Origin of the sequence: Collinsella aerofaciens, assembly GCF_019131995.1 — a bacterium.
In the GTDB taxonomy this organism is placed as follows: Bacteria; Actinomycetota; Coriobacteriia; order Coriobacteriales; family Coriobacteriaceae; genus Collinsella; species Collinsella aerofaciens_S.
Genome location: NZ_JAHONA010000042.1, coordinates 1 through 12938 on the forward strand (window position 1 = coordinate 1; position 12938 = coordinate 12938).

Here is a 12938-nt window from a genome sequence, read left to right on the forward strand (position 1 = left end):
TCGAGTCGGTCGGGTTCCACATGCCCGACTGGGAGGAAGAGCTGGGGGAGTACCTCAAGACGCTCTAGCCGCTATCAACTTTTCGAGAGTAAAAGCCGCCGTTCTTTAACGGCGGCTTTTCTTGTTGATGGCTATCTGCGCAGTGGTGCCAATAGTATTTTGCGGAAGATCTTTCACTCGCTTGGCGTGGTGGCGGACCTGCCGGGCTGGTCATCGTAGGCGTATTTGCTGTACACGTTGACCTCCCACTGCTTTTTTTCGACCTTTGCCACGGAATCGAGGATGAAGCCGGTCGCAAGGCTCAGACCGCACAGGAACATAAACGACGCGGCGAGCATGGCGGTGGGGAAGCGCGGAACGAGGCCGGTCTGGAAATACTCGACAACGATGGGCGTGCCCAAGGCGAGGCCGATCACCGCAAACAGAAGCGCGACGAGGCTGAAGAACTTCAGAGGGCGGTAGTCCTTGAACAGCGTGCCAATCATCGCAACGACTTTAATGCCGTCGCTTACGGTATTGAGCTTGGACTCGGAACCTTCCGGACGGTCGCGGTACTCGATGGGCACATCCTTGATGCGCCAGCGGTGGTCGACGGCGTGGATCGAGAGCTCGGTTTCGATCTGGAAGCCCTCGGAAAGCACAGGGAAGGTTTTAACGAACGGGCGGCTCATGGCACGGTAGCCGGTCATGACATCATCGAAGCTGTAGCCATAGATCCACTTGATCATGGCACGGACCAGATTGTTGCCAAAGCCGTGGAAGGCACGCTTGTTCTCCTCGGCATAGGTGCCGTTGGAAAGGCGATCGCCTACGGTCATGTCGGCCGTGCCGCTGAGGATAGGCTCGCAGAGGGCTTTGGCCGCCTCGGCGGGGTAGGTGTCGTCGCCGTCGACCATCAGGTAGCAATCGGCGTCGATGTCGCGAAACATCTGGCGGCACACGTTGCCCTTTCCCTGACGGGGCTCAAAGCGGACCGTGGCGCCGTGCTCGGTGGCGATGCGTGAGGTATCGTCCGACGAGTTGTTGTCATAGACATAGACCGTCGCTTGCGGAAGCTCGCGGTGAAAGTCGTCGATGACTTTGCCGATCGTGAGCGCTTCGTTGTAGCAGGGGATGATGACGGCGATGGATTCAGAATTCACTCAATGCTCCTTATACATTCAATCCTTGAAAGTATAGCCGTTTGGTCATGGCATCCTAAGATGTGGGTTAGTTCTCCAGTTTTGTTGCGTGAATCGTTTGCATGGTCGTCGGGTCTATACTGTTCGTTTGTCAACGATTACGAGTAAAGGAGTTGCATCCGTGTCGGATCAGACAAAGCAACAAGAAACTCGCAGTCTGCCTGCGACGTTTGCTAAGAACGAATTTGAGAAGGATGCGTTTATCCTTCGTCAGCTGGTTACCAAGGATTTTAAGATCAAGTATCGCCGTAGCGTTCTGGGCGTCGCATGGTCGGTGCTCAACCCGCTGCTGATGATGATCGTCATGGCCATCGTGTTCTCGACGATTTTCGCCCAGGGCCGCAATGGCTCAATTACGCCCGAGATGTACCCGCTGTACTTGATCGTGGGTAACGTCACCTTTGCCGTCATGTCCGAGTCTACGAACCAGGCCCTGACGTCGATCGTGGGCGCGGCTCCGCTGCTCAAGAAGGTTAAAGTGCACCGCTGGGTCTTCCCGGTGCAGAAGGTGCTCTTCTCGTTGGTCAACTTTGCCTTCTCGCTGGTCGCCGTTGCCATCGTTATGCTGTGGTTCCACGTTATGCCTTCTTGGCACCTGATTCTGCTGCCGGTCTGCCTACTGCTGCTTATGTGCTTCTGCATGGGCCTGGGCTTGATGCTCTCCGCCCTCACGGTCTTCTTCCGCGATGTCATGCATCTGTGGAGCGTCGTCATTACGGCGTGGACTTACATCACGCCTATTTTCTGGACGACCGACTTCGTTGCGCAAATGCCGCATCTCGTGCGCATTCTGGTCTATGCGAACCCCATGTATAACTACCTGCAGTTTATGCGCGATATCTTCCTGTTCCAGACTACGCCCTCGCTTATGACGTTTGGTATGTGCGTTGCTTGGGCGGTTCTTGCGCTTGTTATTGGCTACACCGTGTTCCATAAGTCCGAGCGCAAGTTCATCCTCTACATCTAAGGAGTGCTGTGATGACTGAATCTGTTGTTGATTACAGCGAGCAGCCTCTGGCTGTCGAGGTCGACGACGTCACCATGATCTTTAACATGGCGTCTGAGTCGCTGACCAACCTCAAGGAGTACTTCATCAAGCTTGCCAAGCACGAGCTGTTCTTTGAGGAGTTTAGAGCGCTTAAGCACATCTCGTTCGATATTCATCGCGGCGAAGTTGTCGGTCTGGTTGGCACCAATGGTTCCGGTAAGTCTACGATGCTCAAGATTATCGCCGGTGTGCTTGAGCCTAGCGAGGGCAGCGTTAAGGTGCACGGTAACATCGCGCCGCTGATTGAGCTTGGTGCCGGCTTTGACCCCGAGCTGACCGCCCGCGAGAACATCTATCTGAACGGCGCCCTGCTCGGCTATACCAAGGAGTTCATCGACGCCAACTTTGACGGCATTATTGAGTTCGCTGAGCTTCAGAACTTTGTCGATATGCCGCTTAAGAACTTCTCCTCGGGCATGGTGGCGCGTATCGCCTTTGCAATCGCGACGATTACCGAGCCCGATATTCTGATCGTTGACGAGACGCTGTCCGTCGGTGATGTGTTCTTCCAGCAGAAGTGCGAGGCCCGCATCCAGCACTTTATCCAGAGCGGCGACGTGACGGTTCTGTTCGTTTCGCACTCCATGGAGCAGGTTGAGCGCATCTGCCAGCGTGCCGTTTGGATTGAGAAGGGTGACCTTCGCATGGACGGCCCGGTCAGTGAGGTCTGCAAGGCGTATCGCGAGCAGTTCAACTAGGTTATAATTACTTGCGCTTGGCCGAATTGTTTGGCTGGGCGTGCGGTTATTTGCTCCATTAGCTCAGTTGGATAGAGCAGGGGACTTCTAATCCCAAGGTCGACGGTTCGAATCCGCCATGGAGCACCATCGTTTATTAAGCCCGGATCGCTTGGTGGTCTGGGCTTTTTTCGTCTTGCTGATGTGGATTGGCCTTTCAGCGACTCCAACGCATGGGCGTAGCCTTGGTTTTAAACGTTTTGCGTGGCTTACTGCTCTGCCCTCGAACACTCCGATAAGTCTTTCGCAACCGCATTCAGCGATTACGGCAATAGAACTTAGTGCGGCATTCTAGTCGCATCTTCAACATCCAAAAAGTCATTCGTGGCGCCGACAAACTCCTGCATGTTTCTGACGATGCGGTCATCGTTTTCAATGCGGATTTCAAAGCTCTTCCAGGGGAATTTCATGATGTGGAATAAGGTCACCATCACATCCTGCTCTTTGCCGATCTTGAGTAGCCAGCGGGCACAGTTGTCTCCGCAGGTGGATGCGTTGAACACCATATTTGGGAGATTGCGCACCAGCAGCAGCGTCTTAACGCCGCCGGACAGTTCGAGTGGGGTGATCGAGCCCAGCTGTTTGCTTACGATGTTGTGGGGACCGATGAGCTCTGATCCGTCCACGCTTTTAATAATCTGTGCGGCCATAGGGTCTTCGAACCATGAGTCCAAGTATGAGTTCCTAAAATAGGTTTCGGTATCGTAGATGGAACCGGGGTAATCCCCCAGATGGATGCTTAACATGCGCGTCTCCAGACGTTGTGTGACTGCAATGATTATATGCCAGTAATAAAGTGCCGCCAGTAGCGAGGTTGCTGCTGGCGGCACTGGCATTATTAGCGTGTGAATCGCGTTGATGGATTTGCTCGCGAGGCTACTTTTCGAGATGCTCCCTCAGCAGCTCCAGCGCGTGGGCGTAGCCCTGCAGGCCCTCGCCGGTGATGGTGGCGAAGCAGGCCAGGCGGGCGTAGCTTACCTGGCGGAAGTCCTCGCGCGTCTCTACGGCGCTGATGTGGACCTCCACAGCCGGGATGGCGACGGCCTTGAGTGCGTCGAGGATCGCGACGCTTGTGTGCGTGTAGGCCGCCGGGTTGATGACGATGCCGTCGACCTTGCCGTAGGCCTCCTGGATCTTGTCGACGATGGTGCCCTCGTGGTTAGACTGGAAGACCTCGACTTCTTCGAAGCCCTGTGCGGCGCCCGCTTCCTGGCAGATCTGCACTAAGCGGTCGTAGTTGTCGTTGCCGTAGATGCCCGGCTCGCGAATGCCGAGCATGTTGAGGTTGGGGCCGTTGATGACGAGTGCTTTCATGGTTGCTTCCTTTGCAGTCGAGAAACCACCACAAAGGTGCCTGTCCCCTTTGTGGTGGTTTTGGTTAGAGAGCGGGTTGGAGGGTCTCGAGGAGGGCTTGGGCGGTGTTGGCGGCGCAGTCGCGTGAGTCGATGATGTAGTCGGCCCAGGCGCGGTAGCGCGGCATGCGCTGCTCGGCCAGCTTGTCGATGCCGTCGCGCGCGGTGATGGGGCGGCCCTTGTGGGCGAGCTCGTCGAGCTTGCGGTTGAGCATCACAATCTGGCTGTTCTGGTGTAGCAGCGGGTAGTTCTCGTCGCGTGTGACCACGCCGCCGCCGGTGGAGAGCACCAGGCCGCTGCGCTTGGAGATGTCGGCCAGCGCAGCCGTCTCCTGTTCGCGGAAGGCCGCCTCGCCGCGCTCGACGATAAAGTCGGCACAGGGCATGCCCAGACGCTCCTCGAGCGCGTGATCCAAGTCGATGTGCTCGCGGCCCGTGAGCACATCGACTTGCTCACCCACGCGGGTCTTGCCTGAACCCGGCATGCCGATCAGCGCGATGTTCTGTTCGCGGCGTGACAGGCGCTCCGTTACGTCCAGGATGCGCTCGCGCGGGGTGACTTGGCCGGTGTAGCGTTCGACAGCCTGCGCCGCTTGGGCCACGAGCATGAGCAGGCCGCCGATGCAGGGGATGCCGCGGCGCTCGGCCTCGAGCATGAGTCCCGTGCGGGCGGGGTTGTAGACAATGTCGATAACGCCCTCGAGCGCATCGAGCCCTTCGAGCGTGCAAGGCGCGTCGGGGCAGTGGGGGAACATGCCGGCGGGCGTGCAGTTGACGAGCAGGGCGGCGTCGGACTGCTGCGCGATATTGCCGTAGTTGACCTCGCTCGTGCGACCCACGGGTACGACGATGGCGCCCAGGTCTCCCAGCACCATACTGGCCGTAGTGCCGGCGCCGCCGGTGGCGCCGAGCACGAGGACCTTCTTGCCGGAAACCTCAACCCCCAACTCCTCGACCAGGCACTGAAAACCAAAGTAGTCAGTATTATCGCCGCGCAGACGGCCGTCGGCCAGGCGCGTGATGGTGTTGACGTTGCCCATGCGCTCGGCGAGTGGGCTCAGCTCGTCCAGGTACTCCATGACGGCGCGCTTGTAGGGGATGGTCACGTTGGTGCCCTCCCACTCGTCGCCCGTCATAAAAGCTTCCAGATCCTCGGGCTCGCGCTCAAAACGCACGTACTCGAGTCCTGCGAGCTCCTTGTAGATGGTCGGGGTGTAGCTGTGGCCCAGCACGCGGCCCAGTACGCCGTAGGGGCGGGTTGCGGCGGTATCGGTCATCTAGAGCACCTCCGTGTAGCTGCCAAAGTAGGTGAAGCTCTCGCACACGTCGTCGATTGAGTCGAGCAGGTCGTCGAGGGCCTTGCTGCCAAAGGGGCAGTCCAGATCGAAGTAGAACATAAACTCAAAATCGCGACCGGGGATGGGGCGGCTCTCGAGCTTGATGAGGTTGATATTGAGCGCGTAGAAGCGCTCGAGTACGCGGTAGAGGGCGCCCGGCTCGTTGGCCGTAGTGAGCATGAGCGAGGTACGGTTGGCGCCGGGATAGACGCGCGGCTCACGGCTGATGACGACAAAGCGCGTGTAGTTGTTGTCCGAGTCCTGGATGTTGGGCTCCAGCACCTCCAGGCCATAGAGTGCCGCGCAGCTGCGCGATGCGATGGCGGCAACATCGGTGCGCTCGGAGCTGGCGACCATCTCGGCCGACATGGCCGTGTTGGGGTACTTGGTAGCGTGCAGGCCGTGCGCCTCGATAAAGCTAGCGCACTGCGCGATGGCCTGACCGTGGCTGTAGACCTCGCGTATGTCCGCAAGCTTGGTGCCGGGCTTGACGAGCAGGTTGTGATCGATCTTGAGGCGCAGCGAGCGCACGATATGGAAGTCGAACTGGGCGAGCAAGTCGTAGACGGCGTTGACCGAGCCGGCGGTGGAGTTTTCGATGGGCAGCACGCCAAACTCGCAGAAGCCGTCGCGCACAGCGCGCATGACGCCCTCGAAGGTCTCGAAGAACGCGATGTCGGGTACGTCGAAGAGCTTGCACGCGGCGATCTGGCTGTAGGCGCCTTCCACGCCCTGGCAGGCAACGGAGGCCGTCTGGGGGAAGGGCGTATCGAAGGCCGTGGCCGTGGCGTGGGCCTTTTGCGACACCGTGATGCCCGTGAGCTCGTTGATGTAGCGCTGCTGCTCGGCCTTGCTCATACTCATGAGAAGGCGGAACAGGGTGATCGTCTGGGCCTCGTAGCGCTCGGGTGCGCGGCTGGCGAGGTTATTGAGCTTGGAGCGCTCGCGGGCGGGGTCGAAGACGGCCTTGCCCATCTCGATCTTTGATTTGGCAACCTCGGTGGCAATGTCCATGCGCTCGATAAAGCTGTTGAGGAGCGTGGTGTCGATGCCATCGATGGCCTGGCGGATGTCAGCAAGGTCCATAGGGACCCCTTTCGTGAATCATTGTGCGGGGGTAGTTAATTTGGGACGGGGCTATTTTAGCTACCCTTTGACTGTCGGCGAATCGATGGGTGCCAGGGCAAATATGAACCGGTATATGGGGGTAGCTAAAATAGCCCCGTCCCAAATTAACTACCCTTGGGGTGGGTGGACTAAAGCTGGGCGGCGTCCTCGAGGAGGGCGTCCCAGATGGCGAGCGCCGCGGCTGCCTCGGCTACGGGGACGGCTCGGGGGACGATGCAGGGATCGTGACGGCCGTGGACCGAGAGCTCGGCATTTTCCATGGCGTCCATGTCTACGGTCTGCTGCTCGCGGCCGATGGAGGGCGTCGGCTTCACGGCCATGCGCCACATGACGGGCGCGCCGGTGGAGATGCCGCCCAAGATACCGCCGGCGTTATTGGACTCGACTTCGATCTTGCCGTTCTCGGCATCGATACGATACGGGTCGTTGTTCTCGCTGCCGCGCATGGCGGCCACGGCAAAGCCCATACCAAACTCCACGCCCTTTACGGCGGGAATGCCAAACGCGATGTGCGCGATGCGGTTCTCGATGCCGTCGAACATGGGGTCGCCGATGCCTGCAGGCAGACCGTAGATGCCGCACTCCACGATGCCACCGATGCTGTCGAGCTCGTCGCGCGCGGCCAGAATCTCCTCGCGCATGCGGCCGGCAGCAGCGGCGTCAATGCAGGGCAGGTCATTTGTAAGGATCGCCTTGCGGTCAGCCTCGCGATAGACCATATCATCCATGGGCAGGTCGGAGATGCCACCGATCTGCGCGACGTGCGCCATGACCTTGATGCCACGGGCCTCGAGTGCCTGCAGCGCAATACCGCCGGCGATGCACAGGGGGGCCGTCAGGCGGCCGGAGAAGTGCCCGCCGCCGGCGACATCGTGCATGTTGCGGTACTTTACACGCGCCGGGTAATCGGCATGTCCCGGACGGGGCTTGCGGCGCAGCTCGGAATAGTCCTTGGAGCGCGTGTTGGTGTTCTCAATGATCGCTGCGATGGGTGCGCCGGTGGTGTGTCCATCGACCACGCCGGCGATGATGTGTGCGGCGTCGGCCTCGCGGCGCTTGGTTGCGGTCTCGTCGCGACCGGGGGCGCGACGATCCAAAAAGGCCTGTAGCTGCTCCTGGTCAACGGCAATGCCAGCGGGTATGCCATCAAGCGAGCAGCCGATGGCGGGGGAGTGCGACTGGCCGAAGATGCTCAGGTGCAATACGTTGCCAAAGGTCGAGGACATGCTATTCCTCCTCGAGCGTGACTTTGCCGCCCAGCAGGCGGTAGTGGTCGAAGAAATCGGGATAGGACTTGTTGACAGCCTCGGCGCCGTGGATCACGACTTCGCCGGTGGCACGGCTCGCGGCGATGGCGGCCATCATGGCGATGCGATGGTCGTTGTGCGAATCGACCTCGCCGCCGGTAAAGGCATCGACGCCCTTGATGATGAGGTCGTCGCCGGCAATGCGCACCTGTGCGCCCAGCGCGGTGAGCTCGCGGGTGGTGGTGACCAGGCGATCGGATTCCTTGATGCGCAGGCGGGCGCAGTCGCGGATGAACGTGCGGCCCTGGGCCAGCGATGCCACGGCAGAGATGACGGGTACCAGGTCGGGAATGTCGTGGGCGCTCATCTCGAAGCCGGCGAGCTTGTCGGACTGCACGGTGGCGGCGTTGGTGGAGCGCACGATGCGGGCGCCAAAGCGCGAAAGCGCGGCGAGCACGTTGCGGTCGCCCTGCGCGGAGCTCAGCGATACGCCTTCCACGGTGATGGGGTCGGAGCCGATGGCGCCAGCGCACAGCCAAAAGGCCGCATTGGACCAATCGCCCTCGACGGCCACGCTGCCGGGCGTGCGGTACGAGCCGCTGCTCACTCGGAAGTTTGTGACCTCGGGCTTGCCATTCTTGGCGGGGATGCGCTCGACGTTGACCTCGACGCCGAAGGCCTTCATGGCCTGGATCGTGAGGTTGATGTAGGGGCGGCTTTCGATGAGCCCGGTCACCTGCACGCAGGAGGGCTGGGACAGCAGCGGGGCCGCCAGCAGCAGGCCCGAGATGTACTGCGAGCTCACATTGCCCGGCAGCACAAAGGTGCCCGGGCGCATGCGGCCGCTCGTCTTGAGCGGAAAGCCGCCCAGACCCTGCAGGTCGCAGCCGGCGGCGATGATCTCGTCCGAGAGCGGGGAGAGCGGGCGGGCGCCCAGACGGCCCTGGCCCACAAATGTGGCCTCTGCTCCCAGCGCGCAGGCGACGGGCAGCATAAAGCGGAGCGTGGAGCCGCTCTCGCCGCAGTCGAGCGTGCCGCCGGCAAGTGCCTTGAGCAGGCCAAACTCAATACTCTTCATGGTTGGATGGACCTGGAATCCGTCCTCGACGGTCTCGATGCGGGCGCCGAGTGCCGTAAGGCAGCGGACCGTGGCCTCGATGTCGGCGCAGGTGGTATTGCAGGCGACGTGTGTCTCACCGTTGGCGAGTGCTGCGCAGATGATCAGGCGGTGCGCCATCGACTTGGACGCGATGGCGGGAACGGTGCCCTTGAGCGGGGACGGGGTGATGCGGGCTAGCATGCGGAAGCGTCTCCCTTCTGGCCGAGGCCCTCGGCAATTAAATTGTGGAAGGTGGAAAGCGGCGTGCGGTCGATGCTGCAGCGGCCGATGCCGTGCGGAATCACCAGGTCGATCGTGTCACCGGTGCGTTTTTTGTCGTGCAGCGCCTCGGCAAAGACGGCGTCGGCATCCAAGTCGCAGCGGGTCTTGAGACCGTGGCGCGCACAGAGCTCTTCGATGCGCCCCGGCAGCTCGGCGTCGCAAATGCCATGCAGCGCTGCGGCGCGCGTGATAATGCCCATGCCGATCGACACGCAGTTGCCGTGTCCGAGTTCAAAGTGCTCGCAGGCCTCGACGGCGTGTCCGGCGCTGTGTCCAAAGTTGAGGAGCTTGCGCTGGTTGGTTTCGCGCTCGTCGGCGACGACCACGGCGCGCTTGATGTCGATATTGCGGGCGATGATGAGCGCTACGCGGGCCACATCGCGGTTGAGTAGCTCAAGCGTAAGCGGGGTCTTCTCCAGTTCGGCGAAAAGCTCCGGGTCGGCGATCACGGCGTGTTTCACAACCTCGCCGCAGCCGTCGGCGAACTGCTTGGGCGTGAGGGTGGCCAGGCACCCCACGTCGGCGATAACCACGCTCGGCTGCCAAAAGGCGCCGGCCAAGTTCTTGCCGGCAGCCAGGTCGATGGCGGTCTTGCCGCCCACCGACGAATCCACCATGGCGAGCAGACTCGTCGGGATCTGCACAAACTTGCAGCCGCGCATGTAGGTGGCGGCCACAAAGCCCGCCGCGTCGCCCACGACGCCGCCGCCGAGTGCCACGATCACGTCGGAGCGCGAAAGCTCGTGCTCGGCCACAAACTCCAAAATGGCAATATAGGTTTCGGCGCGCTTATGGGCCTCGCCGGCCTCGAAGGTGCAGATGCTCACCTCGTAGCCTGACGCCTCCAGGCTCTGCTTAACGGGCATCTGGTAGAGCGGGCCCACGTTGGTGTCCGTCACTATGACGGCCTTGGTACCGCCGGCAGCGGCGCGCACGAGCGGTCCCGCCTGCTCCAGCAAAAACGTGCCAACATGCACCTGGTAGGGGCGTGCAGTGTCGATATCGATGGTAATCGCCATAAGCTTCGGTCCTTTCGACCTGGCGTGATAGGTGGTCTAGTGGGAGGCCTCGTCGTCGAGTGCGCGCTTAATGCGGTCGCCCTCGGCAAGGAGATTCTCCAGATAGCGCTGGTCGCGGTCCTTGAGCGCACGGCTGTAGGCGCCAAGCGACTCGATCAGATGGTCGATCTCGAAGGCGAGCGCGTCGGCGTCGTCGATCATGAGCTCAGACCACATCTGTGGATTGAGGTGCGCCACTCGGGTGAGGTCGCGGTAGCTGCCGGCCGAAAAGCCGTGGTGGACCTGGGCAGTGGGGCTTTTGACGTAGGCGTTGGATACCACGTGCGCAAGCTGGCTCGTGAAGGCGATGACGCGGTCGTGCTCGGCTGCGCTGGTCACGCTGAACTTGCCAAAGCCCAAGGGGCGCACCATCTCGCGCACCTGGCCCAAAAGCTCCAGCTTGAGCGCATCGTCCACCGCGGGCGGCACGAGCACGAGTGGCGCGCCCTGGAACAGGTCGGCGCGGGAGTGCGCATAGCCCGAGTACTGCGTGCCCGCCATGGGGTGCGCGCCCACAAAGTAAAAGCCGTGCTCGCGGGCAAGCTCAAAGGCGCGCTCGCACACGATGCCCTTGACGCCCACCGTGTCGATCACCACGGGCCCCATGATGGCCTCGGTGTCGGTGGCGTCGGCGAGTGCCTGGGCATGCGCCTCGAGCCACTCGATGCAGGCCTCGGGGTAGCAAGCCAGGACGATGATGTCGCATTCGCCGAGTGTCTTATCGTTGAGCTCTCCGGCGACAGTGCCCATGCTGGCGGCCGTCATGACATCGTCATCGGGGTCCCAGGCCAGCACGCGGACGCCTGCCTGTGCATAGCCGCGGGCAAAGCTGCCGCCGATGAGGCCAAGGCCGACGATGCCGGCGCACTTGGGGCCGCCCTGGTTAACGCGCGCGTTTCTCACCGTACCCATGGCTACTCCATGGTCTCTTGGCAGACAACCTCGCGGATGGCTCGGATGCGGCGCATGGTGTCGTCGAACTGATCGGGGGTGAGGGCCTGGGCGCCGTCGGACCAGGCGCGGCTCGGCTCGTCGTGGACCTCGATCTCCAGGCCGTTGGCACCGCAGGCGGTCGCAGCGAGCGCCATGGGCTCAACGTAGCGGGTGTAGCCGGTGGCGTGGCTGGGATCGGCTACGACTGGCAGGTGCGTCAGGTGGTGCAGCACCGGCACGGCGTTAAGGTCGAAGGTGTTGCGGGTGCGGGTCTCGAAGGTGCGAATGCCGCGCTCGCACAGGATAACGTTGTCGTTGCCCTCGCTCATGATGTACTCGCCGGCCATGAGCAGCTCATCGATCGTGCCGGACATGCCGCGCTTGAGCAGGATCGGGGTCTGGGTCTTGCCGACCTCCTTGAGCAGGGGGAAGTTCTGGGCGTTGCGGGCGCCGATCTGCATGACGTCGATCTTCTTGTCCAAGAAGACCTGCACGTCGCGTGGGTCCATGATCTCGGTGACGATCGGCATGTCGAGCTCGGCAGACGCCTCGCACAGCAGGTCGAGGCCGGCGGGACCCATGCCCTGGTAGGCGTAGGGGGAGGTGCGGGGCTTGTAGGCACCGCCGCGCAGCATCGTGGCGCCGGCGGCCTTTACGCGGCGTGCGATGCGAATGAGGTTTTCGCCCTCGACGGAGCAGGGGCCGGCGATGACCTGGAACTGATCGCCGCCGATCTTGACGCCGTGGCCGCAGTCGATGACGGAGTCCTCGGGGTGGAATTTGCGGTTGGCACGCTTAAAAGGCTCGGAGACGCGCTGCACGCGCTCGACGACATCCATGGACTCGAGCAGGAACGGGTCGATCTTGGTCGTATCGCCCACCAGGCCGATGATCGTCTCGTTCTCGCCGCGCGAGACATCGGTCTTCAGGCCCTTTTTCTCAATCCAGCTGACGATATGGCCGACGGCCTCGTCGCTGGCGCTCTGTTTTAAAATTGCAATCATGGTGTGCCTCTCACCTCGATGGATAACTTTTGCAAAAACGGCTCGCATCGCGAGCCGTGTATATATGGTGCATGAAAGTTTATACTATCCGACTCGCTTTTGCCTTCTAAAGTGGGCCGTTGCGCCGCGTCTTCCTCGGAATCCTTGATTATCAACTTCATCCGAACACTTCCCACATTCATCCGCACATGTGCGGATGAATGTGGGAACCCGATACCCTGAGGGCCGGACCGGCCGGCCCCGGGAGATCGGAGGACGGCATGTCCGGAAAGAAGAATAGGGGCTCCGCGAGGGCGGTCCCGAGGGCCTACGGAAGGCTCACGAGGCACGAGCGGGACACGGTCCAGAGGATGCTGGAGCGCGGGGCCTCGTGCAGGGAGATCGCGAGGGAGCTGGGCAGGTCGCCCTCGACGGTGAGCGCCGAGGTGGCGTCGCACAGGTTCGTGACGGCGCCGAAGTCCAGGCGCGGCGAGCGCGTGGACGCCTCCGCCGACCTGTCGGCGGCCTGCCCGCGCCTGGCCGCGTGGCCGCG

Annotated in this window: 13 protein-coding genes and 1 tRNA gene; 4 read left to right on the top strand and 10 right to left on the bottom strand. The window is 61.6% G+C overall.

Translation table 11 applies throughout. The features are described 5' to 3' along the window. Positions 1-173: 173 nt before the first annotated feature. Positions 174-1142, bottom strand: coding sequence for a glycosyltransferase family 2 protein (locus KSY82_RS09595; RefSeq protein WP_217751059.1), 969 nt, complete (start codon positions 1140-1142; stop codon positions 174-176). 160 nt (positions 1143-1302) lie between these two features. On the opposite strand from KSY82_RS09595, the gene KSY82_RS09600 reads away from it, so the two are divergent. The 3 genes from KSY82_RS09600 (at position 1303) to KSY82_RS09610 (ending at position 3056) form a co-directional block, all read left to right on the top strand. Further along, the gene (locus tag KSY82_RS09600; protein WP_368042058.1) at positions 1303-2148 is read left to right on the top strand and encodes an ABC transporter permease; all 846 of its coding nucleotides are present in this window, start codon (positions 1303-1305) and stop codon (positions 2146-2148) included. A gap of 11 nt (positions 2149-2159) precedes the next feature. After that, positions 2160-2927, top strand: a complete 768-nt coding sequence (locus tag KSY82_RS09605; protein WP_117763046.1) for an ABC transporter ATP-binding protein — start codon at positions 2160-2162, stop codon at positions 2925-2927. Positions 2928-2979: 52 nt separating this feature from the next. Next, a tRNA-Arg gene (locus tag KSY82_RS09610) sits at positions 2980-3056 on the top strand. Positions 3057-3244: 188 nt separating this feature from the next. On the opposite strand, the gene KSY82_RS09615 is transcribed toward KSY82_RS09610, so the two are convergent. From KSY82_RS09615 to aroF, 9 genes are all read right to left on the bottom strand, one after another. Continuing rightward, entirely contained in the window at positions 3245-3712 is a 468-nt protein-coding gene (locus KSY82_RS09615) for a DUF4869 domain-containing protein (protein WP_217751060.1), read from the bottom strand. Positions 3713-3842: 130 nt separating this feature from the next. After that, positions 3843-4280 carry a type II 3-dehydroquinate dehydratase gene (gene aroQ / locus KSY82_RS09620; protein WP_217751061.1) on the bottom strand — a complete coding sequence of 146 codons (438 nt, stop codon included), beginning with the start codon at positions 4278-4280 and terminating at the stop codon, positions 3843-3845. Between the two features lie 64 nt (positions 4281-4344). Next, entirely contained in the window at positions 4345-5595 is a 1251-nt protein-coding gene (locus KSY82_RS09625; protein WP_217751062.1) for a shikimate kinase, read from the bottom strand. Continuing rightward, positions 5596-6741, bottom strand: a complete 1146-nt coding sequence (pheA, locus tag KSY82_RS09630; RefSeq protein ID WP_217751063.1) for a prephenate dehydratase — start codon at positions 6739-6741, stop codon at positions 5596-5598. A 170-nt stretch (positions 6742-6911) separates the two neighbouring features. Further along, entirely contained in the window at positions 6912-8009 is a 1098-nt protein-coding gene (aroC, locus tag KSY82_RS09635; RefSeq protein WP_217751064.1) for a chorismate synthase, read from the bottom strand. A gap of 1 nt (position 8010) precedes the next feature. Continuing rightward, the gene (aroA, locus tag KSY82_RS09640; protein WP_195234019.1) at positions 8011-9330 is read right to left on the bottom strand and encodes a 3-phosphoshikimate 1-carboxyvinyltransferase; all 1320 of its coding nucleotides are present in this window, start codon (positions 9328-9330) and stop codon (positions 8011-8013) included. Beyond that, positions 9324-10430 carry a 3-dehydroquinate synthase gene (aroB, locus tag KSY82_RS09645; protein WP_217751065.1) on the bottom strand — a complete coding sequence of 369 codons (1107 nt, stop codon included), beginning with the start codon at positions 10428-10430 and terminating at the stop codon, positions 9324-9326. The genes aroA and aroB overlap by 7 nt, the downstream gene beginning before the upstream one ends. Positions 10431-10466: 36 nt before the next feature. Then, positions 10467-11381: a prephenate dehydrogenase gene (locus tag KSY82_RS09650; RefSeq protein WP_117564237.1), complete on the bottom strand. Its 915-nt coding sequence runs from the start codon at positions 11379-11381 to the stop codon at positions 10467-10469. A 2-nt stretch (positions 11382-11383) separates the two neighbouring features. Continuing rightward, the gene (gene aroF / locus KSY82_RS09655) at positions 11384-12406 is read right to left on the bottom strand and encodes a 3-deoxy-7-phosphoheptulonate synthase (protein ID WP_217751066.1); all 1023 of its coding nucleotides are present in this window, start codon (positions 12404-12406) and stop codon (positions 11384-11386) included. A gap of 350 nt (positions 12407-12756) precedes the next feature. On the opposite strand from aroF, the gene KSY82_RS09660 reads away from it, so the two are divergent. Continuing rightward, the coding region (locus tag KSY82_RS09660; RefSeq protein WP_254881803.1) for a helix-turn-helix domain-containing protein at positions 12757-12938 on the top strand (182 nt) is incomplete at its 3' end.